This window comes from Pseudomonas sp. NPDC087814 (assembly GCF_044742865.1).
Classification (GTDB): domain Bacteria; phylum Pseudomonadota; class Gammaproteobacteria; order Pseudomonadales; family Pseudomonadaceae; genus Aquipseudomonas.
On record NZ_JBIUVK010000012.1, the window covers coordinates 53,736 to 76,740 of the forward strand.

A 23,005-nucleotide genomic window follows, 5' to 3' on the forward strand; every position below is an offset into this window, starting at 1 on the left:
TGTAGGCCGCCCCTCAACCCAGCTGGAACCGCGCCGTGTTGTCGCTCAACGCCCGGCTGCCCTTGCTCAACCTATCCGCCGCCTGGTTCACCGCCCGCGCGCCGTCGAGCAAGCGCCCGGCGGCCTGGTCAACCTGCTGGATATTGCCGCTCACTTCATCCGCCGTCGCTGCCTGTTCCTCAACCGCCGTGGCGATCTGCGCCAGGGTGTCAGTGACGCTCTGCACCGCGCTGGCGATCTCCCCCAGGCGATGGCCCAGGCCCGTGACGGACTCGGCATCGGTCACCGCCTGCTCACAGGCCACGCCCATCAGGGTGACCGCCTGGCTCACCGTCGCGCGCAAACTGTCGACCGTGCCGGCGATCTGCGCCGTGGAGGCCTGGGTCCGTTGCGACAGGCTGCGCACTTCATCGGCTACCACCGCAAATCCCCGGCCCTGTTCACCGGCCCGCGCAGCCTCGATGGCAGCGTTCAGCGCCAGCAGGTTGGTCTGCTCGGCGATACCCCGAATGGTGTCAACCACCGACTGGATCTGCTGGCCCTGCTGGCTGACGCGCTCCAATGCATCGGAGGTGTCGGTCAAGCGCTGGTTGAGTTGCTGGATACTCGCGGTGGTGCGCTGGCTGTCGCGGCTGCTGTCCTCGGCAATCTGCCGGGTTTTCTGCGCGCTGCCGGAGGCCTGCTCGCAGCTCTTGGCGACGCCCATGGAGGTCGCGGCCAACTGTGTGGCGGCCGCTGCAATCTGGCTGATCTGCTGTTGCTGGTCTTCCACTTCGGTCAGCGTACTGCCCGATTGTGAATTGAGTGTCAGCACCGCAGAGCCCAACTGCTGCGTCTCGTGATTGACCCCCAGCAGGCTGGTGCGCAACTGCACCACCGCCACGTTGAGCGCCGTGCTGATGGCCGCCAGTTCATCGCGCCCTTCCACCGCCACTTCAACGCACAGATTACCGTCGCGCAGGGATTCGGCCAGGGTGGTGATGCCGCTGGCACTGCGGCGAATCGATGCCTGCAAGCACACGAACAGGTACAGGGCTGCCAGCGCCAGCACGCTGAACGTCACCGCCACCGGGATGAATTGCTTGAGCGAGCTGTCGCGGTAGTAACCCAGGCGCGCGTCCAGCGAGGTCAGCGACTGTTTACGCAACGCGCCGAGGGTACCAAGCATGCCATCCACACTGCGTTCGAAGCCGGTGGTATCGAGCTTGATGGTGCCGCCGAACACGCCTTCGTCCAGGGTCTTCAGCTCGTTGTCCAGCAGTTGCAAGCTGTCGTCGTATTGCGCGATCCAGGTTTGCAGCCCCGGGTATTGCTTGGCCTTGAGGGATGCGGCGGCCTTGACCAACTGGTCCCTTGCGTCGCCGATGCGACCGCGCAAATCACGCATCTGCAAACGGCTTTGCAGGGTGAACTGCCCCGATGCGATGGATGACTGCCCGACGCTCGCCATACGCCCGATACGCTCGATCAGGTCGGGGGTTTGCTGGGTGGAAATCTGCATCAGCAAATAGGTTTCAAGCCACGGATCGAGGATCAACCCGGTGTCCATGGTGATCTGTTCGCGCAGGGTTTGCATCGCGCTCAGCGCAGACGTGAAGCGGTCATAACCATCCGGCCACCAGCCCACGGTGCGCAGGGATTGGGAATCCATGCCCGTGACCGAGGCTTGCAATGCCTCAAAACGTGCAAGGGTATCCGGGCGGGCGTTCTGGGCTTTGAGGGCCTCGCCCAGGGCCTGCACGCTTTGCAGGATCAGCGGGAAATTGGTATCGACCGCAGTCATGGCCGCCTTGGCCGCGGGTGTCTGGTCGTGGAGGATGTCGGCAGCTTTCCAGCGCGCCGCCAGGTTGCGCTGGGCGGTCAGTTGGGCGTCCAGGGCATCCAGCGCCAGCAGTTCGCGCACCCCGGATTGCTCATTGGAAATCACCGTCAGCTTGGTGCGGTACTCCTGCGCGATCATCCACAGGCTGCCCGCCAGGGGCAGCATGAACAGGAAAAACAGGATCTGGAACTTGCGCGCGAATCCAAAACGTCCGAGCAGGCGGATACCTGGCGACAACACACTTTGCATGTCCGACTACTCCTAGAACCACTCGCCTCAACAGCGAATCAAGCTTTGAAATGATTGACGGCAAAATGCCATGTCATTGATTAAGCTGGCTCTAGCAAGAAACGGACCGCTGTTGTCGGGCCCGCTGGATAGGCGGGACGTCGTGCAAAACACGCTGTACCGTGCGCGAAAATGGGGCGAAAGCACTCAGCGCAGGTGGCAGAACGGTAACCGTCTGACCAATACCGCAAGCGTGAGGGCGGCCGACAACCTGTGGCGAGGGAGCTTGCTCCCGCTGGGCTGCGAAGCGGCCCCAAAGCAGGCACTGGTGTTCCGTCAGGTCGATATCGATTGCAGGGTTCAGGGCTGCTTTGCAGCCCAGCGGGAGCAAGCTCCCTCGCCACAGGGTGAGTGCTTGCTGAATCAGGAGTGCCAATGGACGGCGCGCCCGGAATTTCGGCGGAGAGCGGGATTTACTTTCTGGGTTTGCCGAACCTGGTGAACCTTTTGCTGTGGGGAAATTGATGCAGCTCGGACTCACATGGCAGACGTTGGCGACGGGTCCTCACAAAACGTGTTGAGAGGGTGCTTCGGGTCGACGCTCTTCGGAATGTACGTTCCAGAAAGGCATCGGAAACAAACTGCTGCGTAGCGTCCTGGCCTATGCGAAATCCCAGCCTCAGCTTTTGCTCGTTCAACTCACCCTCACCGAGGGTAATTTGCTTGTGGATCATGGCAGCACACGCACAGCTTGTTGCCATCAGTATCTCGAAAATACGCGCCGTAATAATCGGGGTGGTAGTGAGGCCTTAATCCAGGCTCTCCTTCACATATCCCGCCGAGCGCCAACGCCGCTGTATAACTTCTTCTAACCGCTTCCCGACTGGGTGCAAGTAGCCCCACCATCTGCCCATTCCCAGGTGCACTCGGTTTGCCATCAAATGGCGCCCCAATGACGAAGATCGGGCGAGGTGCGGTTTCAGCCACCCAACCGGCCCACGGTTTATCCGCATCGCAAAATTTCAACCTGAGGCCCAACTCAGCCATCACCTTCGAATAGAAAGCAAAAGCCCGATCAAAATCACCTGTACCTAAAAACACATGGGAAATCATGGTGGCTACCCTGGGGCGATGAATGCCCATGAGTCTGGCGCGAAATGATTGCTGGCGAAAGCCTGATGACTCCGCCCGGCATATGTACGGCTTCCCTCCCCTCATACGCTCATAAAAACCGCAAATCCCAACATTGCGCAGGGTGCCGCCCGGCATTTCGTCAACCCATAATGGGCTTACAACAATAAAGGGGCTCACCCCGGGGCGCGTAAGCCATGTACAGAGACCATATCGTCAAGACCCGCATGACGGACAGCGCGGTATTCATGGGCGCGGTGGCCGTGGTGATTTTCATCATCACGCTCGCCTGCGGCGTCGGTGAAGGCCGCCTCTCCCACTTGATGGGCCCCATCGTTCTCGACCTGAAGGCACCACTGGCACGAGATATTGCAGTGGGCGGCACGTTCACCCTGACGGTGGTGCTGAACCTGTTCATCCTTGGCCGCTTTCCCTTACGCGCGCAGATCATCACGGTCTGGTGCGAGTTGCTGGTGCTGTTCCTGTTGTTCTTCGACACCTTCAACCTTTCCTACAGTTTCATCGCGACCAAAATCGGCTTCATGATCACCCAGGGGGTGTTCACCACCGTCTACGTGTCGGCGATTTCGATTGCGATTGCGTTCGTCCTGGCGCTGCTGGGCGCCACCGCGCGCTTGTCTTCCAACGGCTTCGCGATTGCGATTGCGAGCTTCTATACCTCGTTTTTCCGCGGTGTTCCGCTGCTGATCCAGATCTATCTGATTTACCTGGGCATCCCTCAACTGGGCTATGTCGTCGGAGCGGTTCCAGCCGGGATCCTGGCGCTCTCGCTGTGTTATGGCGCCTACATGACGGAGATCTTCCGCGCCGGTATCAGCAGCATCTCGCGGGGCCAGTGGGAAGCCTCGCGGGCGATTGGCCTGAACCCGTTCCAGACGATGACCCGGGTGATTCTCCCGCAGTCCATGCGCTTGATCATTCCGCCAACGGGCAACCAGTTCATCTCGATGCTCAAGGACAGTTCGCTGGTGTCGGTGATCGGCGTCTGGGAGCTGATGTTCCTGGCACGAACCCAGGGACGCGCCGAGTTCCGGCACCTGGAAATGCTGATCACCGCCGCCGTGCTGTATTGGCTGCTGTCGATCGTGCTGGAAACCGTCCAGGCCCGCCTGGAAAAGCACTTCAACCGCGCCCATCGCTGAATCAGGAGCATGACGATGAATCAGCCCTCAATAGTCCCGGCTCCATACCCTGCGATATCGATCCAGGACATGCACAAATGGTATGGCGATTTTTATGTGCTCAAGGGCATCGACCTGCACATTGCCAGCGGTGAAATCGTGGTGGTCTGCGGGCCGTCGGGCTCCGGCAAGTCCACGTTGATTCGCTGCCTGAACCTGCTGGAAGACTTCCAGAAAGGCCACGTGTTCATCGAGGGCACCGAGTTGACCCGTGATGCCGCCTGCGTGGCGGGCATACGGCGCCAGGTCGGCATGGTGTTCCAGCAGTTCAACCTGTTCCCGCACATGACGGTGCTGGAGAACCTCATGGTGGGACCGCGCCTGGTGAGCAAGCTCAGCGAGCCCCAGGCCCGCGAGCTGGCCTATGAATACCTGGACCGAGTGCGCATCGGGAACCAGGCCGACAAATACCCCAGCCAGCTCTCGGGCGGCCAGCAGCAGCGCGTCGCCATTGCCCGGGCCTTGTGCATGCGCCCGCGCATCATGCTGTTCGACGAGCCCACGTCGGCCCTTGACCCCGAGATGGTCAAGGAGGTGCTGGACGTGATGGGCGAACTGGCCCAGGACGGCATCACCATGGTCTGCGTCACCCACGAGATGGGATTCGCCCGGCGGGTGGCCGACCGGATCATCTTCATGGATCAGGGCTGCATCATCGAGCAAGCCAAACCCACCGAGTTTTTTGACAACCCGCAGCACGAGCGTGCCCGGGAATTCCTGTCGCAGATTCTCAGCCACTGAGCAGCACCGTCGAACCTTGCGAAGTCACCGATAAAAACAACAGGCACCGCACTCAAGATACTGGAGGCTTACCCATGATCTCGTTCACTCGCTTCTTCACCGCAGCCGCTGTCGCCACCGCCCTCACCAGCCTCACAGGCGCGGCCTGGGCGGGCTCGACCCTCGACCGCATCCATGAAACCAAGGTGATCAAGGTGGCCACCTCGGCCAACTGGCCACCGCAATCGTTCCTGGGCCCGGACAATAAGCTGCAAGGCTTCGATATCGACGTCGCCAGCGAAATCGGCAAACGCCTGGGCAGCAAAGTCGACTTCGTGACGCCCGAATACGGGATCATCACCGCCGGGCGCTGGTCGAGCCGCTGGGACCTGTCGGTCGGCTCCATGACCCCGACTACCGAGCGCACCCGGGTGCTCGACTTCCCCGCGATCTACTACTACACGCCGTATGTATTCGCGGTGCACAAGGACGCGGCCGAGACCAAAGTGGCGGACCTGAACGGCAAGATCATCGGCGTCGAAGCCGGTACGACTTCGGAGGACTATATCAACCGCCGCCTGAAGATCGACGCCGCCGATGTGCCGCCGTTCACTTACGAAGTCACCCCCGGCGAAGTTCGCACGTACGGCGACAGCATGGGCCCGCTGGATGACCTGCGCATGGGAGACGGGGTGCGCCTGAACGCAACCCTGTCCGCCCTGCCCACCATCGTCGCCGCCGTCAAGAATGGCTACCCCATCGTCAGGGTGGAAGGCAAACCCGCCTACTACGAACCCCTGGCCATCGCCGTGGACAAGGGCGACGAGGCGTTCAACAGCGCGCTGACCAAGATCGTCGCCGACATGAAAGCCGACGGCACGCTCAAGCAATTGTCAGAGAAATGGTACGGCGCCGACCTCACCCAGGTGCAGTAAAAACCCCCACAGGCCGTACAGGCGCCCCGTCCTCGACGCGGCGCGCTGTATGCCTGCGCCGCGAAAAAGGACGGCCGACTTCATGTACACCTATAACAACAATTACTACACCGCCACGATGCGCGACACGACTGAACGCCAGGCGCTGTGTGGCAACGCCCGGGCCGATGTGTGCGTGATTGGCGCCGGGCTGGCGGGGCTGAGCACGGCGTGGGAGCTGGTCTCCCGCGGGCAGTCGGTGGTGCTGCTGGATGCCGGTCGCGTGGCCTGGGGAGCGTCGGGGCGCAACGGTGGCTTCGTGCTCCAGGGCTGGTCCGAAGGGTTGGCCGCCATCGAGCGACGCTGCGGCAAACCGACGGCCGCCGCGCTGTTCAAACTGTCGCTTGAAGGCGTCGAGATTGTTCGGGGCATGATCGCCCATCATCAGTTGCCCGGCTGCACGCCAACCCCGGGAAAACTGAGTGTGGTGCGCTACGAGGATGGCGACAACCTGCAGCGTGTGCGGGACAAAATGGCCGCGGATTTCGACTTTCACCTCGACTACCTGGATCGCCAGGCGGTGCGCGAAAAGCTCAAGACCGAGCGGTATTTCCAGGCGCTGCGCGACAACCATGGCTTTCACTTCCACCCCTTGAACTATTGCCTCGGCCTGGCCCGACTGATCGAGCAAAGTGGTGGCAAAATCCATGAACGCTCGCCCATGACCGCCGTCGAAAGCCGCAACGGGCGACACCGGGTCATCACCGATCAGGGCACTGTCGATTGTGCCCACGTGGTGTACTGCTGCGGCGGCTATGGGGGGCCTGAGTTCGGCAAATTACGCCGCGCCTTCCTGCCGATCGCGACCTATGCAGTGCTGACCGAGCACCTGGGCGATCGCCTGGCCGAGGCGGTCTGTACCTCCGATGCCGTGGGCGATAACCGTCGGGCCTCGGACTATTACCGCATCGTCGAGGGCGACCGCCTGCTCTGGGGCGGCCGCATTACCACGCGCAACCTGCAGGATGAGAAACGCCTGGGGCAATTGCTGACGCAGGATATCCTCGACGTTTATCCGCAACTGCGCGGCATCAGGATCGACAAGGCCTGGTCCGGGTTGATGGGTTATGCGCGGCACAAGATGCCGCACATTGGCCCGCTGGGGCAGGGATTGTGGGCGTGTACATCATTTGGTGGCCATGGTATGAACACCGCGCCGATCGGCGCACGCGTCATCGCCGAGGCGATCTGCGGCGAAACCGATCGCTACCGCCTGTTCGATGCCTACGGCCTGGAATGGAATGGCGGCCCCCTGGGCCCGGCGGCCGCACAAACGGTTTACGCCGGCCTGAAAATGATGGATATGTTTCAGGAAAAGCGCTCACAACACAGGGCGACTCATAAAAACTGAACCCCAGCGAGGGTCAAGGACGTGTCCATGGATACGCAGAATCCCGGTCCACTGTTTAACCTCACCGACAAGGACAGGCAATTGCTTGGCCTGCTGCAAGCCAACGCACGCGAACCCACCGCGTCATTGGCCCGCAAGCTCGGGGTCTCGCGCTCTGCGGTGCAGGAGCGGATTACCCGCCTGGAAAAGGCCGGCGTCATCACCGGCTACAGCGTGCGCATCGACCAGGACCGGCTTCAGCAGACGGTGACCTGCTTTACCATGACCTCCTGCACCAACAAGAGCTACACCGATGTGATGACCTCGCTGCGCAGGATGGAAGCGGTGCAGGCCGTTTACGCGGTCTCGGGAGAGTCCGATTTCATCATTCACCTGGCCACCGCCACCCTGAGCGAACTCAATGCCGAGCTCATCAGGATCAACATGATCAAAGGGGTGGCGCACACCGCTTCGCATATCGTGATGGAAACCAAGTTCAGCCGGAAACTGATGGTGTGAAGTGCTGCCGGCCGTGGGAAACCGCGCGTCTCACGCTCCCCCCTCGGCTGCCATAGGAACTCAGCCACCTGACAAGTCATTCCTTGCAAAATAATTCGCCTCAACGCAATATTAAAAGCAATTGCTTGGTTAATTACCTCAAGCCTGACGCTTATGCCCTTCGCCGGCTTCCATACCGCGAACGCATTACAAGGAATCGTTGATGCAAACCCAAGACAGCAGTTGGGGCGAGTTGCTTAGCGGCAAGAACGCCACCCGCTCCATTGCCCTTTCAGGCGGCATCGCGCTGTATGCCACCAACACCTACATCGCCACCACCATCCTGCCGTCGGTGGTTGCCGAAATCGGCGGCCTGGCGCTTTATGCGTGGAGCACCACACTGTACGTGGTGGCCTCGATCCTCGGTTCCGCCCTCACCTCCAAGCTGTTGCAACGCACCGGTCCACGGCTGGCGTATGCGCTGGCCACACTGGTGTTCATGGTAGGCGTGCTGATCTGTGCCCTGGCGCCGAACATGCCGGTGATGCTCGCGGGGCGCTCCATCCAGGGGCTGGGCGGCGGGGTCTTGCTGGCCCTGTGTTACTCGATGATCCAACTGGTGTTCGAAGAGCGCCTGTGGCCGCGCGCAATGGCACTGGTGTCGGGGATGTGGGGCGTGGCGACGCTCGTCGGGCCGGCGGTGGGTGGTGTGTTTGCCGAGATGGACGCGTGGCGCCTGGCCTTCGGCTCGATGGTGCCGGTGAGCCTGGCGTACATGGTACTCACCAGCCGCGCCCTGCCCCCGCGCGACACCACGGCGACCGCCACCGCCCGTTTGCCGGTGCCGCAACTGGTGCTGCTGGCGGGCGCGGTGCTGGCGGTGTGTGCCGGCAGCGTCTCGGCGCTGCCGAGCTGGAACCTGTTGGGTATCGCCACCTGCGTCGTGCTGGTGGTGCTGTTGATCCGCAAGGAGTCCAGCGCCACCGTGCGTCTTTTGCCCCGGGATGCATTGAAGTTCAGCACCCCGCTCTGCGCGCTTTATGCGACCACCTGCCTGTTGGTGATCGGCATGAGCAGCGAGATCTTCATGCCGTACTTTCTGCAGCACTTGCATGGCCAGTCGCCGCTGATCGCCGGTTACATGGCCGCGCTGATGGCGGCCGGCTGGACGGTCTCGGAAATCATCAGCTCCGGCTGGACCGGCCGCGGTCCACATCGCGCCATCATCGCGGGGCCGCTGTTTATCGTGGCGGGCTTGATGATGCTGGCGATCACTACGCCCATCGCCAGCCAGGGCGAATGGACATTGCTGGCCCCTATCTGCCTGGGGCTGTTCCTGGTGGGGTTCGGCATCGGCCTGGGTTGGCCGCACCTGCTGACGCGCATCCTGCAAGTGGCTTCGGAACAGGACAAGGACACGGCCGCTTCGTCGATCACCACCCTGCAACTGTTCGCCATGGCCATGGGCGCGGCGCTGGCGGGGGTGATCTCGAACATGGCGGGCATCAATGAAGTGGCGGGCAATGGCGGCATCGCCCATGCCGCGCGCTGGCTGTTCGCGCTGTTTACCCTGGCACCCGTGTTGGCGCTGTTGATGGCGCTGCGGGCAACGCGGACAAAGCCGATCGAAGGCGCGCCCCTCGACCTTGGAATCGTCCAACCAGCCCCCATAACTAGCGAGGTATCCAACAAGGGGAAGCACAGACCATGACCAACCCGACCGAAACCGCCCTGCTCGCCGGCGGCTGCTTCTGGGGCATGCAAGACCTGCTGCGCCGCTACCCCGGCGTGCTGCACACGCGGGTCGGCTACACCGGCGGCGATGTGCCGAATGCCACGTATCGCAACCACGGCAACCATGCCGAAGCCATCGAGATCGTCTTCGACCCGACGGTGATCACTTACCGGCAGATCCTCGAGTTCTTTTTCCAGATCCACGACCCCAGCACGCCCAACCGCCAGGGCAACGACCTGGGCCCCAGCTACCGTTCGGCGATTTATTACCTGAGCGAACAGCAACGCGACATCGCTGAAGACACCGCCGCCGACGTCGACGCCTCAAAACTGTGGCCGGGCCGTGTCGTCACCGAGATCGAACCGGCGGGGCCGTTCTGGGAGGCGGAGCCGGAGCATCAGGATTACCTGGAGCGGATTCCGAATGGCTACACCTGCCACTTCATCCGACCCAACTGGAAACTGCCGAAACGCGGTTGAAAATGTGGGAGCGGGCTTGCTCGCGAAGGCGGTGTGTCAGTCAGCAAGTTCTTCACTGACCCACCGCTTTCGCGAGCAAGCCCGCTCCCACATAAAGCAGTTCCTACACAAAGCGCCTCCCTCACAAGGCGCATTTCCCTCAGCGCATTTGCAGAATGATCGGGCTGCTGCTCGCCGGGCCCGTGTGCTCACGCAACTTGCCCACCGCCTTGGCATCCACCGCCCCACCCTGATTGCCCCAGGTGCCGCGCACAAACGTCAGCACTTCAGCAATCTCCTGGTCCGACAACTGCTCACGGAACGCCGGCATGCGATAAGCGTCCGCCACATTGGCCGCCACTACGCGCTGCGAGCCATTGAGGGTGATGTTGATCGCCGAGGCGTCCTCCTTGGCCAGTGCGGAGGTGGCGCCCGCCAGCGGCGGCATCCAGTCCGGTTGCCCTTTGCCTTCCAGCCCGTGGCACGAGGCGCAGCGGGTCACATAGGTATGCGCACCCGGCGCATCCAGGCGTTGCGCAGCCGACACCGCCTGATACTGCCAGGCCGCACCATCGCGCTGCTCGTCGCCCGGCAACGACCGCAGATAGCGTGCAATCGCCGCCAGGTCATCGTCGCTCATGAACTGCGTGGAGTTGTTGAACGCCTCGGTCATCGAGCCATAAACCACCGCATGTTTGTTGCGACCGGTCTTGAGGAACTGCACCACTTCCGGCTCGCTCCAGCGCCCCAGGCCGGTGTTGGGATCGTCCCGCAGGCTCGGTGCGTACCAGCCGTCGAGCAAGCCACCGGCCAGGTACGGCTTGCCACTTTCATCCAGAGCCTTTTCGTTGAAGGCCAGGCCCCGTGGCGTGTGGCAACTGCCGCAATGCCCCGGGCCCTGCACGATGTAGGCCCCCCGGTTCCACAGTTCATCCTTCCCGGCCTTCGCGACATACGGCTTGCTGTCGGTAAACACGCCATTCCACAGCGCGATCGGCCACCGCATATTCAATGGCCACGGGATCGAACTCTTGATATTGGCCTGCTGCACCGGCGCCACGCCCTTCATGAAGAACGCGTACAGGGCGCGCACATCATCGTCGCTGAGCTTGGCATAGGACGGGTACGGCATCGCCGGATACAGGCGGCGCCCACCCGGCGCGACACCCTGGCGCACCGCGCGGTCGAAGTCGGCGAGGCTGTAGCTGCCAATGCCGGTTTCCGGGTCTGGCGTGACGTTGGTGGCGTGGATCGCCCCCAGCGGCGTGGCCATTTCCAGGCCACCGGCAAAGGGCTTGCCGTTGGGCACGCTGTGGCACGCCACACAGTCGCTGAGCCGGGCGACATACTCGCCTCGGGCGACCAGCGCCGGGTCCGTGGCGACGGGCTCGGCCCCCAGCGGCGAGACAGGCTCGCGGGTGACATACCAGGCCAGCAGGCCTGCGGCGACCAGGCACGGCAGCGCCAGCCAGCCAACGGTTCTTGCGAATCGACGGTTGTTCATAAGTGCTCAGGCCCCGGTCAGTTGAAGGAGTGGCGGCTTAACGGCATGCTGCGAACACGCTGCCCGGTCAACGCCGCGACGGCGTTGGCCACGGCAGGCGCCACGGCGGGCAGCGGCGGTTCGCCAATACCGCCCATTTTTTCCCCGCTCTCGATCACGCGCACGTGCACCCGGGCCATCCGCGAAGGCGGCAGCACCGGGTACAAATCGTAGTTACGCGCCCGAGGCAAGCCGTCCACATACACCGCTTCCTCCAACAGCACCTGGGACAAGCCCAGCGACACCGCCCCATTCACCTGCGCCTCGACAATCGCCGGGTTGACGATGCTGCCCGGGTCGACTGCCTGCCAGATGTCGTGCACCTTGACCTGGCCGTTCTCGATCGACACCTCGGCAATCACCGCCGTCTGGGTGCCGAACGGTGACGCCATCGCCACCCCGCGTGCGCGCTTGCTGCCGTCCTCGGCAACAAACGGCCCACGTTTCCAGCCACCCGACAACTCGCCCACCGCCTTCAGCAGGGTGGTCAGCCGCTGGTTATCCCGCAACAGATGCAGGCGCAACTCGAACGGGTCCTTGCCCCCCTTGTCGGCCAGTTCATCCAGGAAAGATTCGTAGAAAAAGTCATTCAGCGAATTGCCCACCGAACGCCAGTAGCCCAGCATCACCGGGCCCTTCACATAGATCTGTGCGATACGCTTGTTGGGAATCGCATAGGACTTGCCGGACAGTCCCTCAAGGGCCGTCGGGTCGAGCTTCTCGCCCTGCTTGCCCGCCAGGGCCTCGGTTGGCCCCTCCGTGGCACTCACCGCTTCAATCGCCACCGGCCAGCCGTCGCTGTCCAGCGCCCCACGGAAATTCACCGCTGCGACCGGGCGCAGCACATCCCGCAGGAATTCTTCTTCGCGGCTCCAGATCAACTTCACCGGGCGCCCCACCGCCTTGGCCAACTCGATGGCCTGCGGGTAAGGACTGGCCGAGTCATACAGGAAGTGCCGCCCGAAAAAACCACCCAACAACGGCGAATGCAGGGTAATCCGCTCCGGGGCCAGGCCGGTGCGCTTGGCGATATCGGCCAGGAACATGTCCTGCGCCTGATTCGGCAGCCAGATCTCCAGCGAACCGTCAGGGTTGAAGCGCGCCAGCGCCGAAGGCGGCTCCAACTGGGCATGGTGCAGGTACTGGTTGTGGTAAGTGGCCTCGACCCTGGTCTTGGCATTGGCCAGCGTGCCGGCCACGTCGCCCTCGTTCTCATCATCACGGGCCGGGCCGGTTTCTGCGGCCAAGCGCTTGAAATGCTCGTCGCTGGAAAAGTCCTTCGGCATCCCGCGCACCTTGGAATCAGCCGTCGGCTCCAGCCAGTCGACCTGAATCGACTCCACCGCACGCTTGGCATGCCACCAACGCTCGGCCACCACCGCCACCGCACCGGGCAGGCGATGCACCGAATGCACGCCCGGCATGGCCTTGACCTGGTCTTCGTTGCGCAGGCTGCCCACGGTCATGCCGAGTCGGGGCGCATGCTGCACGGCGGCATGGAGCATGCCGTCGACCTTCATATCAATGCTGTACAGCGCCTTGCCGGTGGACTTGTCATACGCATCGAGACGCTTCACCGGCTTGCCGATCCAACGGAACTGGCTTGGGTCGCGCAGCTTCACACTGGACACATCCGGTACCGGCAGGTCCATTGCCCGCCCGGCCAACTCGCCATACGCAAGGGAACGCCCGGACGCCGCGTGTACCACCTTGCCCGGCTCGGTCGACAGCTCGCTCACCGGAACCTTCAGCGCCTGCGCCCCGGCCTCCAGCAACATGGCCCGGGCCAGCGCACCCAGCCGGCGCATCGTGGGGTAACTCATCCGCACCGACATACTGCCGCCGGTGATGCGCATGCCGTTCTCCATCACCACAAAGGCTTCACCGGGCGGGGCACACTCAACCAGGAACGTGGCCGGGTCGGCGTCCAACTCCTCGCCGACAATCTGCGCCATCGCGGTGAACGTGCCCTGGCCGCCTTCGATAAACGGGCTGAGCAAACGAATCGTGTTGTCCGGGCGAATCTCCAGGAAGGCCGGCACCTGTGTACCGCGTTCGGCGGTGGCCGCGGCGGTGGCCGCCTGCACTCGGCCAGACCCCAGCGGCAGGCCAAAACCGATCACCAGCGCGCCCACGGCCGTACTGGCCAGGAAGCGACGGCGGGACAGGTTCACCGGGTCAGTCAGCGCCGCGACCAAGGGCAGCGCAGTGGGATCAATGCGAATGTTCATCAGGCCTCTCCCTTCTGCGCAAGGTCATGCACGGCGGCATGAATGGCGTTATAGGTGCCACAGCGACAGAGGTTGACCATGGCGGCCTCGATCTGCGCATCACTGGGCTTGGGCGTGTGCTTGAGCAGCGCGGTGGCCGCCATTACCTGGCCGGATTGGCAGTAGCCGCATTGGGCGACCTGGTATTCGACCCAGGTGGCGACGACCCGCTTGCCGACGTCATCGGACTCGATGGCTTCGATGGTGGTGATTTCGCGGCCGACCACGCCGGAAACGGGCGTGACGCAGGAACGCACGACATTGCCGTCCACAAGTACCGAACACGCACCGCATTGCGCCAGGCCGCAGCCGTATTTGGTGCCGGTCATGCCCAGGTTGTCGCGGATGACCCAGAGCAGGGGCGTGTCGGGTTCGGCGTCGACTTGGTGGGTCTGCTGGTTAATTCGTAATTCCATGGCTCACCCGCTGATCATCGGTTGGTGTTGCATTTTTTAGTATTTTTAGACGGCAAGACGGGGCCTCGCCGATGGGCATCGATGGCCCGTCTGGTTCGCGCGCGCGTGGTTTGACTAGTCTAGCGGGCGATGGGAATGACTTTAGACCCTGGTTCATCAAGGCGCTATGCAGGGGTGGGCAAGATCGCAGGATTAGGCAAGTATTCAAGAGGATTGCGTCAGGAGGAGCGGCCTGTGGTGTCAGTGGCGGTCACGCCGGGTGGTGTTCCACCAGAAAGTCGACAAATGCCCTGACCCGCGCAGGCATCGCCGCGCCGCCGACGAACACCGCGTGAATCGGCTCCTGGTCTCCGGGGTTGTACGCTTCAAGCAACGGCACCAGATCACCGCTGGCCAGGTCATCTGCCACGCTGAATGCGCCAATGCGCGCGATGCCGGCACCCAGCTTGGCCAACTGGGACAATACCTCCCCGCTGTTACCCTCGATCGTACCCGACACCTGCAGCGAAAAATCGCGCCCGTCCACGCGAAACGGCCAGTCGGGCGCTGCCCGGCGGAAGTTGAAACGCAGGCAGTTGTGGTTGAGCAAATCCTGCGGCACCTGCGGTGTGCCATGACGCGCCAGGTAGTCCGGGGAAGCGACTATGACCTCGCCGATGGAGCCGATAAGGCGAGCGGTCAAGGGGCTGTCGGCCAATTGACCGAAGCGGATTGCAACGTCCGCTTGCCCGCCCAGGATATCCACCACCTCATCCTCCAGCCGCAACTCAACCACGATGGCCGGGTAGCGCGCGCTGAACGCGGCAACCAGCGGCACGATCGACAGCCGCCCGTGTGCGAGCGCCGCGCTGACCCTCAGCCGCCCCCGTGGCGCGCCCTGGTCGGTGATCGCATCCTCGACTTCGGCCATGTCCGCCAGGATCCGCCGGGCGCCGCGCAAATACGCTTCGCCTTCGGCCGTGAGCGTGATCGCCCGGGTGGTGCGCAGCAGCAGGCGGGTGCCTATGCGCCCCTCGATGCGGGTGATGATGCGGCTGATGGATGACGGCGTGAGGCCCAGCACCCGAGCCGCCCCCGAGAGGCTGCCCTGCTCCGCGACCATGGCGAACACCGCCATCTCCCCCGACCGACCGCCTATGTCCACTTGTGATCTCCACGCAAAGCTGTAGTGCCCCGCCGAGGGCTACCGCCTGAAAAGTCGTGATTGTAGCATTTGATACAAAGATGAGGAGTCACCTATGCGTATCAACCCACCCCTTGTAGCGCTGTCCATCGGCGCCTTCGGCATCGGGGTCACCGAGTTTGCCCCCATGGGCATGTTGCCCGGGATCGCCGCCGACCTCGGTGTTTCCATTCCCGCCGCCGGGCTGCTGGTCAGCGCCTATGCCATGGGCGTGCTGATCGGCGCCCCGATCATGACCCTCGCGACAGCCAGGGTGGCGCGCCGGTATCTGCTGGTGGGCCTGATGGCCATTTTCACCCTGGGTAATCTGCTGTCCGCCCTGGCCACCGACTACCAGACCCTGATGGTCGCCCGGTTGGTGACATCGCTGAATCACGGGGCATTCTTCGGCATCGGCTCCATCGTGGCAGCGAGTGTGGTGGCGCCCGACAAACGCGCGGGGGCCGTCGCCGCGATGTTCCTCGGGCTAACCCTGGCGACCATCGGTGGCGTGCCCCTGGCAACCTGGTTCGGCGAGAACTTCGGCTGGCGTACGGCGTTCTGGGGCATCAGCGGGCTCGGGGCGTTCGTGATGGTGGCCCTGTGGTGGGCACTACCGAATACGCCCGCTCCAAAAGGGGGAAGCCTGATGGCCGAAATCCGCGTACTGGGTCGCGGGCCGGTACTGGCAGCGCTGGCGTTGACCGTGGTGGGGTCCAGCGCCATGTTCACGGTGTTTACCTATATCGCGCCGATTCTGCGGGATGTCACCCACGCCTCGACCAACTTCGTCACCGCAATGCTCGTGCTGTTCGGGATCGGCCTGACCCTCGGCAACGTCTGGGGCGGCAGGTCTGCGGATCGTTCGGTGGACCGCACCCTGATAACGTCGCTCGTGGTCCTGATTGCCGTGCTGCTGGCCTTCTCTGTGCTCATGCAATGGCCGCTGCCCGCCGCCTTGTCGATCCTGCTGTGGGGCGCCGCCAGCTTTGCGCTGGTACCTCCCCTGCAGATGCGCGTGATGGAAGCCGCCAAGGATGCGCCCAACCTGGCCTCGGCGATGAACATCGGTGCGTTCAACTTCGGTAACGCCATTGGCGCGGCGCTGGGGGGAGCAGTGATCAACGCAGGGCTGGGCTACCCGGCCATTTCGCTGGCTGGCGCGATCATGGCGGCCCTGGGTTTGCTGATGGTGCTGGGCCTTGGCTGGCGCTCGCGGCGCGCAGGTTCACGTATCTGCCAGGAACCGGCGCAGGCATAAAGACAGCCGCGCTTAAACGCCCCCCTACACCCTCCCCTCTGAAAAGCCCCGAATCCCGGGGCTTTTTTGCGTCTGCCTGGCCGCCATCCATCGCTGCAAAAAATTTCAACTAGTGACTTTCATTATGAAATCCACTGTGCAATATTACTTGCGTAATATTTGGCAACAGTTCCCGGAGTCCCTCATGAAGAAAGCCAGCTTCCAACCCATGTCCTGCCCGGTCGCCCGTGCCCTGGAGCACATCGGTGATGGTTGGAGCCTGTTGATCCTGCGTGATGCGTTCTACGGGCTGCGCCGTTTCGACGAGTTCCTGCAGAGCCTCGGGATCGCCTCGAACACCCTGACCCGCCGCCTGAATGCGTTGGTGGCCGGCGGCTTGCTGGAACGGCGCCCGTACCAGGACAACCCGCCGCGCCATGAGTACCACCTCACCGAAGCGGGCCGGGACTTGCGCCAGGTCATCCTCACGCTGATGGCCTGGGGCGCGCGGCATGCCGAGGGCTCGACCAAAGTGTTTCTCGCCGACGAGTCCACCGGGCGCCCGGTGGTGCTGGCGTTGATGGATGCCAACACCGGCAAACCCATCACCCGTGCGGGCCACCGCGTACATGTCAGCGCCGATGCCGAACCGCTGACCCTGTGGCGCGCACGAACCGGCCGGGCCTACGCCGAAAAAGACCAGTTGGTCAGCCCCTTCCCCCACTAATATTCAACGAGGTCATTTCGTCATGGACGCTCCAGTCAGCGCTGTGCCCGAACCCACCCAACCATCCCGGCGCAAACAGGTTTTACGCCTGGGGCTGCTGACCCTGGCCGTGGCGGGCGGCGTGTGGTACGCCAGTCACTGGTGGCTGGTCAGCCGGTTTATCGAAGACACCGACGACGCCTATGTCGGGGCGGATGTGACGGTGATCAGCGCCAAAGTGCCGGGCTATATCAGCGAAGTGACGGTGCAGGACAACCAGTTCGTACGGGCCGGCGACGTACTGGCGCGCATCGATGTGCGCGACTACCGCACGGCCTTGGCCAAGGCCGACGGCGCCGTGGCCGCGCAACAGGCCTCGCTCGCCAACCTCGACGCCACCGAACAACTGCAACTGGCCGTGATCAACCAGGCCAAGGCGCAGATCGACGCCACCGATGCCGAAGCACAACGGGCCGGCGACGATCAAACGCGTTACCAGAACCTGGTGCGCAGCCAGGCCGTATCGGTCGAAAGCGCACAACGGGTCAGCGCCGTATGGAAGACCGCCCGCGCCGACCACTCCCGGGCACAGGCCGGGTTGATGGCGGCGCGCCGGCAAATCGACGTGATTGAAACCCAGCGCGGCCAGGCGCGTGCCGCGTTGCAACAGGCGCAGGCCGAACGCGACCAGGCGCAATTGAACATCAGCTACACCGAACTGCGGGCGCCGGTGGATGGTTACGTGGGCAACCGCCGCGCCCGGGTAGGTGCCTACGCCGCGGCCGGCAGCCAACTGATCTCGGTGGTGCCCGCGAAAGGATTGTGGGTGGATGCCAACTTCAAGGAAGACCAATTGGGGCGCCTGCAGGTCGGGCAAAGCGTGAGCATCCGCGCCGACATCCTCCCCGGTCGTGAATTCCACGGGCACATCGAGAGCCTGGCCCCTGCCACCGGGGCGCAATTCAGTGTGCTGCCGCCGGAAAACGCCACCGGCAACTTCACCAAGATCGTGCAGCGAGTGCCGGTGCGCGTGCGCCTCGACAGCAATGACGCCGACTTCGGCGCCCTGCGTCCGGGCCTGTCGGTGATGGCGAAGGTCAACACCGATGAGGCGTTCGAGGACCAGGCCAGCGCCCTCAAGGCCCAGCTATGAACAGCCCGTTGCCCGCCCTCAGCACCGCACAAAAGGTCGCGGCCTTCGCCACCATGTGCGTGGGCATGTTCATCGCCTTGATCGATATCCAGATCGTCTCCGCCTCCCTCAAGGACATCGGCGGCGGGTTGTCTGCCGGCGCGGACGATACGGCGTGGGTGCAGACCGCCTACCTGATCGCGGAAATCATCGTGATCCCCATGTCAGGCTGGCTCTCCCGGGTGATGAGCACGCGCTGGCTGTTCGCGGCGTCGGCGGCCGGGTTCACCTTGACCAGCCTGCTGTGCGCGATGGCCTGGAACATCCAGAGCATGATCGCGTTTCGCGCCTTGCAGGGGTTCCTAGGGGGCTCGATGATTCCGTTGGTGTTCACCACCGCGTTCATGTACTTCAACGGCAAGCAGCGGGTGATCGCCGCCTCCACCATCGGCGCCATCGCGTCCCTGGCCCCCACATTGGGCCCGGCCGTGGGCGGTTGGATCACCGACATCTCCTCCTGGCACTGGCTGTTCTACATCAACCTGCTGCCCGGCCTCTTCGTGACCTTTGCGGTGCCGATGCTGGTCAAGGTCGACCGCCCCAACCCGTCATTGCTCAAGGGCGCCGACTATATCGGCATGGCGTTGATGGCGGTGTTTCTCGGCTGCCTGGAATACACCCTTGAAGAGGGCCCGCGCTGGAACTGGTTCAGCGACAGCACCATCTCGACCACTGCCTGGATAGCCGCCATCAGCGGCGGGCTGTTTATCTGGCGTTGCCTGGAGATCAAGGAGCCGATCGTCGACCTGCGCGCGCTTCGGGACAGGAACTTCGCCTTGGGCTGCCTGTTTTCATTTATCACCGGCATCGGCATTTTCGCCACCATCTACCTCACGCCGCTGTTTCTCGGGCGGGTGCGCGGGTACGGCTCGCTGGATATCGGCCTGGCGGTGTTTTCCACGGGGGTGTTCCAGTTGCTGGCGATCCCGGTGTACGCCTTGCTGGCCAATCGTTTCGACCTGCGCTGGATTTTGATGTTCGGGTTGTCGTTATTCGCCCTGTCGATGTGGGACTTCTCCCCCATCACCCACGACTGGGGCGCCAAGGAGCTGCTGCTGCCCCAAGCCATACGCGGGTTTGCTCAACAAATGGCAGTGCCGCCGGTGGTCACCCTGACCCTCGGCGCACTGGCCCCCGACCGCCTGAAGCTCGCCTCGGGCCTGTTCAACCTGATGCGCAACCTCGGCGGCGCCATCGGCATCGCCGCCTGCGCCACGGTGCTCAATGACCGCACCAACCTGCACTTCCTGCGCCTGGCTGAACACCTGAACATCCGGAACGAATCGATGAATGTGTGGCTTGACCAGCTTTCCGGGAATGCCCAGTTGCTGGGACAAAACAGCCTGGATTCGAGCCAGTTCGCGCTGAGTCAGCTGTGGGCGCTGACCTGGCGCGAGGCGCAAACGCTGACCTATGCGGACGCATTCCTGATGATCATGGTGTGCTTTGTCATCGCGGTGCTGCTGGTGCCGTTGATGCGCAAGGTGCAGCCGCCGAAGCAGCCGTCTGCGGATGCGCATTGAATCGTCCGATCATGTTGAAGGCCGCAACGGCGCCAGCCGGCTGAGCTTGGTCATCTGTTTGAATATCAGGCCAGGCGCAACCCGGCTGGCTACCTTCAGCACCTTGCTCAACCCCGGGCATATGTCCAGTTGGCCGGCTTCGATTTGCCGGATGCAGTGCTGCACCATCAGCACCGGGTCCATGCCTTTTTCGTTCTTCATTTCTTCCGCGAACTCGGCCCTGAGCAGCGGTGTTTCGGTGCCGGGTGGGGCAAGCTCCACCACGGTGACGGCGCTGTGCTGAAGCTGTGCCCGCAGGCACTGGGTGTAAGCGTGCAATGCGGACTTGGACGCACTGTAGACGGGCGCCGCCGGAAACGGCACAAACGCCAGCCCGGACGAGACGTTAACAATCAAACCGCGCGGGTGCTTGAGCAGCCAGGGAAGAAACTGCTGGATCATCCGGATCGGGCCGTTCAGGTTGATCTCGATCTCTTCAGTCACGTCCGCCAGCGCCCGCTCTCCGGCCAGCTTGATATTGCGCATCACGCCCGCGTTATTCACCAGCGTATCGAGCCCAGGGAACTGACCGGTGACTGCCGCAAACAGCGTTTGGATGCTGGCGGGGTCGCGCACGTCGCTTTGAAACGTGTGCAGGCTCGGCAGCAGTTGCCGCGCCTCGTCCAGCCTGTGCTGATCGCGGCCCGTCACGATCACGGTATTGCCTCGTGCCACAAGCTGGCGGGCAAGCTCAAGCCCAATACCACTCGAACCTCCCGTCACTAGCACTGTTCGTCCGGTCATCTTCATCGAAACTCTCCAATGGTGGGTCACACGCAAGGAGCTTGAGGGATACACTGGCCTTAAGTAAGTAGGCACCCAAAAGATCTATACGCACCTGAAAGAGAGTGTCCAACGAATGAACAAACACCCTGGCTTTACCGACGAGCAGATTGCCGCCGCCCAGTTTTATGCCCGGCAAACACCCCCGAAGGATCTGGACCCACGGATCGCGCCCCTGGTGACCGACCTGATAGGTCGCGTTGCAGACAAATGGACCATGCTGATTCTTGAAGCCTTGATCGAGACGACGCCGCTGCGCTTCACGCGCCTGAGTGAGCGAGTCGGCGGCATCAGCCAGAAAATGCTGACGCAGACTTTGCGGGGGATGGAGAGGGACGGCCTGGTGGTGCGCAAGGTCTACCCCGTCGTACCGCCGAAGGTTGAATACAGCCTGACAACCCTCGGCTTTACGCTGGGTGCCGCCTTTTGTGGCGTGTGGGTCTGGGCGGCAAATAACCTGGAGGAGATTGAACAGGCACGGGCGGATTTCGATCTACGGTGCAACACCGAGTCATAAGGCCGCAAGGTACTGGAGCACCTCTCCAATCCCGTCAATATCGGGAGCCTCGCTCACGGCGGCTTGCGGGCTGCACCATGGGTAACTCAGGCCGGACACCCAGCTCATCACGCTCCCCAGGTCTGACGCCGGCAGTGTCTTCATATGCTCGATGGTAATCGTCAGCCTTTCGACCAGCCCCGCTTCGGCATTGAACTGCCATTCATACACACCACACCCAACCCGGGCTTCTCCCGAGTTCTTGTCGGACATGCCCACCAGCCATTTGCACTGATAGGTTTTGGCCCCCGCCTGCGGTGGCTGCCCCAGGCAAAACGTATAGACGTTTTCAAAGGTCTGCCCGAACCGCCTCACCAGCACATCGCCGATGCCGCCCATCCCTTCGACGTGGGGCGGAAACGAGATGGACCCGGTGCGCACCACCATGTCCAGGATTGCCTCGGGAACAAACGCCCGGCTGAGCAAATGCGGGCGGTTGCCGTCCTTGGCGAGTATGTAGTGCTGAATCGCGAGTTGAGCAGTGTTCATGGTTTTTCCGTCGATTCCCTATCAGGTAATGCTTAGGCCTTCTGGATCAGCTCTCAGAGGTAACAACAGGCTCATCACCGGACTCGGCAGCCAGCTTCAATCGGTCTGCTTTGCTGATGTATTTATCCTTTTTGGCCGGTGCCAATTTGGCGCTGGCCTTTTTGGCCTTGGCCTTGAACAGCTGCTGTAGTTTTTTTTGACGATTCATGTTTTCTATCCGGTGTGTAATCAGTACTTGCCGGCGAGATTATCCATCTTTCATGCCTTTATCGAAGCACATTTAATTCACGGCACTCCACAGCGCCACAGCGGTCTGTCCCTATACGTCCCTATTCTCGCCCAGCGGAGCCACCATGATCATTGTCCACCACCTCAACAACTCCCGTTCGCAACGCATCCTGTGGCTGCTCGAAGAACTCGGCCTGCCCTACGAGCTCAAGCGCTACCAGCGCGACCCGAAAACCAACCTCGCGCCCCCTGAACTCAAGGCGATCAATGCCCTGGGCAAATCACCGGTGATTCAAGACGGTCCCCACGTGGTGATCGAGTCCGGCGCCATCATCGACTACCTGATTCGCCGCCATGGTAACGGCCGCCTGCAACCGGATCCGGCCACTGCCACCTATGACGAATACGTGCAATGGCTGCACTTCGCCGAAGGTTCGGCCATGCTGCCACTGATGCTCAACCTGTACGTCGGGCGCCTGGGTGACGCGGGTGCGCCGTTGCATCCGCGTATCGAATCCGAGGTGGCGAACTACCTGGGTTATCTGGACAACGCACTGGGGCTCACGCCGTACCTGGTGGGTGACGAATTGACCGGCGCGGATATCCAGATGAGCTTCATCGGCGAAATCGCCCGGGCTCAGGGCAAGCTGCAGGCCTACCCGAATGTGGCGGCGTGGGTGCAACGCTTTCAGGAACGGCCGGCGTATCGCAAGGCGCTGGAACAGGGTGGCGCATACGCGTTCGCGAAGTAAAAGGCCAG

22 protein-coding genes are annotated in these 23,005 nt (G+C 62.8%); 13 read left to right on the forward strand and 9 right to left on the reverse strand.

All coding sequences use genetic code 11. The features are described 5' to 3' along the window. Positions 1–13: 13 nt before the first annotated feature. Complete coding sequence (locus ACIOMR_RS12220) at positions 14–2,071, reverse strand: methyl-accepting chemotaxis protein (protein WP_177022107.1); 2,058 nt, start codon at positions 2,069–2,071, stop codon at positions 14–16. 684 nt (positions 2,072–2,755) lie between these two features. Continuing rightward, positions 2,756–3,163, reverse strand: coding sequence for a VOC family protein (locus ACIOMR_RS12225; RefSeq protein ID WP_177022123.1), 408 nt, complete (start codon positions 3,161–3,163; stop codon positions 2,756–2,758). Between the two features lie 215 nt (positions 3,164–3,378). Between ACIOMR_RS12225 and ACIOMR_RS12230 the strand changes: the two genes are divergently transcribed. From ACIOMR_RS12230 to msrA, 7 genes are all read left to right on the forward strand, one after another. After that, a complete protein-coding gene (locus ACIOMR_RS12230; protein WP_008434702.1) occupies positions 3,379–4,344 on the forward strand; it encodes an amino acid ABC transporter permease in 966 nt (321 codons plus the stop codon). A 15-nt stretch (positions 4,345–4,359) separates the two neighbouring features. Next, positions 4,360–5,124 (forward strand): amino acid ABC transporter ATP-binding protein, encoded by a 765-nt coding sequence (locus ACIOMR_RS12235; protein WP_023658742.1) that lies wholly within the window; start codon positions 4,360–4,362, stop codon positions 5,122–5,124. 74 nt (positions 5,125–5,198) lie between these two features. After that, positions 5,199–6,038, forward strand: a complete 840-nt coding sequence (locus ACIOMR_RS12240; RefSeq protein WP_003215621.1) for a transporter substrate-binding domain-containing protein — start codon at positions 5,199–5,201, stop codon at positions 6,036–6,038. An 82-nt stretch (positions 6,039–6,120) separates the two neighbouring features. Then, positions 6,121–7,428: an FAD-binding oxidoreductase gene (locus ACIOMR_RS12245; RefSeq protein WP_008434708.1), complete on the forward strand. Its 1,308-nt coding sequence runs from the start codon at positions 6,121–6,123 to the stop codon at positions 7,426–7,428. Between the two features lie 27 nt (positions 7,429–7,455). Next, complete coding sequence (locus ACIOMR_RS12250; protein ID WP_003215617.1) at positions 7,456–7,926, forward strand: Lrp/AsnC family transcriptional regulator; 471 nt, start codon at positions 7,456–7,458, stop codon at positions 7,924–7,926. Positions 7,927–8,128: 202 nt separating this feature from the next. Continuing rightward, entirely contained in the window at positions 8,129–9,616 is a 1,488-nt protein-coding gene (locus tag ACIOMR_RS12255) for an MFS transporter (RefSeq protein ID WP_003215615.1), read from the forward strand. Further along, positions 9,613–10,119 carry a peptide-methionine (S)-S-oxide reductase MsrA gene (gene msrA, locus ACIOMR_RS12260; protein WP_003215613.1) on the forward strand — a complete coding sequence of 169 codons (507 nt, stop codon included), beginning with the start codon at positions 9,613–9,615 and terminating at the stop codon, positions 10,117–10,119. The genes ACIOMR_RS12255 and msrA overlap by 4 nt, the downstream gene beginning before the upstream one ends. A gap of 139 nt (positions 10,120–10,258) precedes the next feature. Here msrA and ACIOMR_RS12265 read toward each other — a convergent pair whose 3' ends face one another. From ACIOMR_RS12265 to ACIOMR_RS12280, 4 genes are all read right to left on the reverse strand, one after another. After that, positions 10,259–11,602 carry a cytochrome c gene (locus tag ACIOMR_RS12265; RefSeq protein ID WP_003215611.1) on the reverse strand — a complete coding sequence of 448 codons (1,344 nt, stop codon included), beginning with the start codon at positions 11,600–11,602 and terminating at the stop codon, positions 10,259–10,261. 17 nt (positions 11,603–11,619) lie between these two features. After that, entirely contained in the window at positions 11,620–13,872 is a 2,253-nt protein-coding gene (locus ACIOMR_RS12270; RefSeq protein ID WP_401194320.1) for a molybdopterin cofactor-binding domain-containing protein, read from the reverse strand. Further along, positions 13,872–14,327, reverse strand: a complete 456-nt coding sequence (locus tag ACIOMR_RS12275) for a (2Fe-2S)-binding protein (RefSeq protein WP_003215609.1) — start codon at positions 14,325–14,327, stop codon at positions 13,872–13,874. The genes ACIOMR_RS12270 and ACIOMR_RS12275 overlap by 1 nt, the downstream gene beginning before the upstream one ends. Positions 14,328–14,577: 250 nt before the next feature. Continuing rightward, positions 14,578–15,471, reverse strand: a complete 894-nt coding sequence (locus ACIOMR_RS12280; protein WP_023658741.1) for a LysR family transcriptional regulator — start codon at positions 15,469–15,471, stop codon at positions 14,578–14,580. Between the two features lie 94 nt (positions 15,472–15,565). Here ACIOMR_RS12280 and ACIOMR_RS12285 point away from each other — a divergent pair, with 94 nt between their 5' ends. The 4 genes from ACIOMR_RS12285 to ACIOMR_RS12300 all read left to right on the forward strand — a co-directional run bounded on the left by ACIOMR_RS12285 (position 15,566) and on the right by ACIOMR_RS12300 (position 20,150). Then, complete coding sequence (locus tag ACIOMR_RS12285; RefSeq protein WP_177080259.1) at positions 15,566–16,750, forward strand: MFS transporter; 1,185 nt, start codon at positions 15,566–15,568, stop codon at positions 16,748–16,750. A gap of 184 nt (positions 16,751–16,934) precedes the next feature. After that, a complete protein-coding gene (locus ACIOMR_RS12290) occupies positions 16,935–17,456 on the forward strand; it encodes a helix-turn-helix domain-containing protein (protein WP_102605921.1) in 522 nt (173 codons plus the stop codon). A gap of 22 nt (positions 17,457–17,478) precedes the next feature. Then, positions 17,479–18,588 carry an HlyD family secretion protein gene (locus ACIOMR_RS12295; protein ID WP_008434719.1) on the forward strand — a complete coding sequence of 370 codons (1,110 nt, stop codon included), beginning with the start codon at positions 17,479–17,481 and terminating at the stop codon, positions 18,586–18,588. Further along, complete coding sequence (locus ACIOMR_RS12300; RefSeq protein WP_401194326.1) at positions 18,585–20,150, forward strand: DHA2 family efflux MFS transporter permease subunit; 1,566 nt, start codon at positions 18,585–18,587, stop codon at positions 20,148–20,150. The genes ACIOMR_RS12295 and ACIOMR_RS12300 overlap by 4 nt, the downstream gene beginning before the upstream one ends. A 9-nt stretch (positions 20,151–20,159) precedes the next feature. Here ACIOMR_RS12300 and ACIOMR_RS12305 read toward each other — a convergent pair whose 3' ends face one another. Then, positions 20,160–20,939, reverse strand: coding sequence for an SDR family oxidoreductase (locus ACIOMR_RS12305; RefSeq protein WP_401194328.1), 780 nt, complete (start codon positions 20,937–20,939; stop codon positions 20,160–20,162). Positions 20,940–21,048: 109 nt separating this feature from the next. On the opposite strand from ACIOMR_RS12305, the gene ACIOMR_RS12310 reads away from it, so the two are divergent. After that, positions 21,049–21,489: a helix-turn-helix domain-containing protein gene (locus tag ACIOMR_RS12310; protein WP_003215603.1), complete on the forward strand. Its 441-nt coding sequence runs from the start codon at positions 21,049–21,051 to the stop codon at positions 21,487–21,489. Here ACIOMR_RS12310 and ACIOMR_RS12315 read toward each other — a convergent pair. Both ACIOMR_RS12315 and ACIOMR_RS12320 read right to left on the reverse strand, forming a co-directional pair. Further along, positions 21,484–22,017 (reverse strand): hypothetical protein, encoded by a 534-nt coding sequence (locus ACIOMR_RS12315; RefSeq protein WP_178965921.1) that lies wholly within the window; start codon positions 22,015–22,017, stop codon positions 21,484–21,486. The genes ACIOMR_RS12310 and ACIOMR_RS12315 overlap by 6 nt on opposite strands. Before the next feature lie 46 nt (positions 22,018–22,063). Next, entirely contained in the window at positions 22,064–22,225 is a 162-nt protein-coding gene (locus ACIOMR_RS12320; RefSeq protein ID WP_008434728.1) for a DUF2986 domain-containing protein, read from the reverse strand. 145 nt (positions 22,226–22,370) lie between these two features. Here ACIOMR_RS12320 and ACIOMR_RS12325 point away from each other — a divergent pair, with 145 nt between their 5' ends. Beyond that, positions 22,371–22,997, forward strand: a complete 627-nt coding sequence (locus tag ACIOMR_RS12325) for a glutathione S-transferase family protein (RefSeq protein WP_102368774.1) — start codon at positions 22,371–22,373, stop codon at positions 22,995–22,997. The last annotated feature ends 8 nt before the right edge of the window (positions 22,998–23,005 follow it).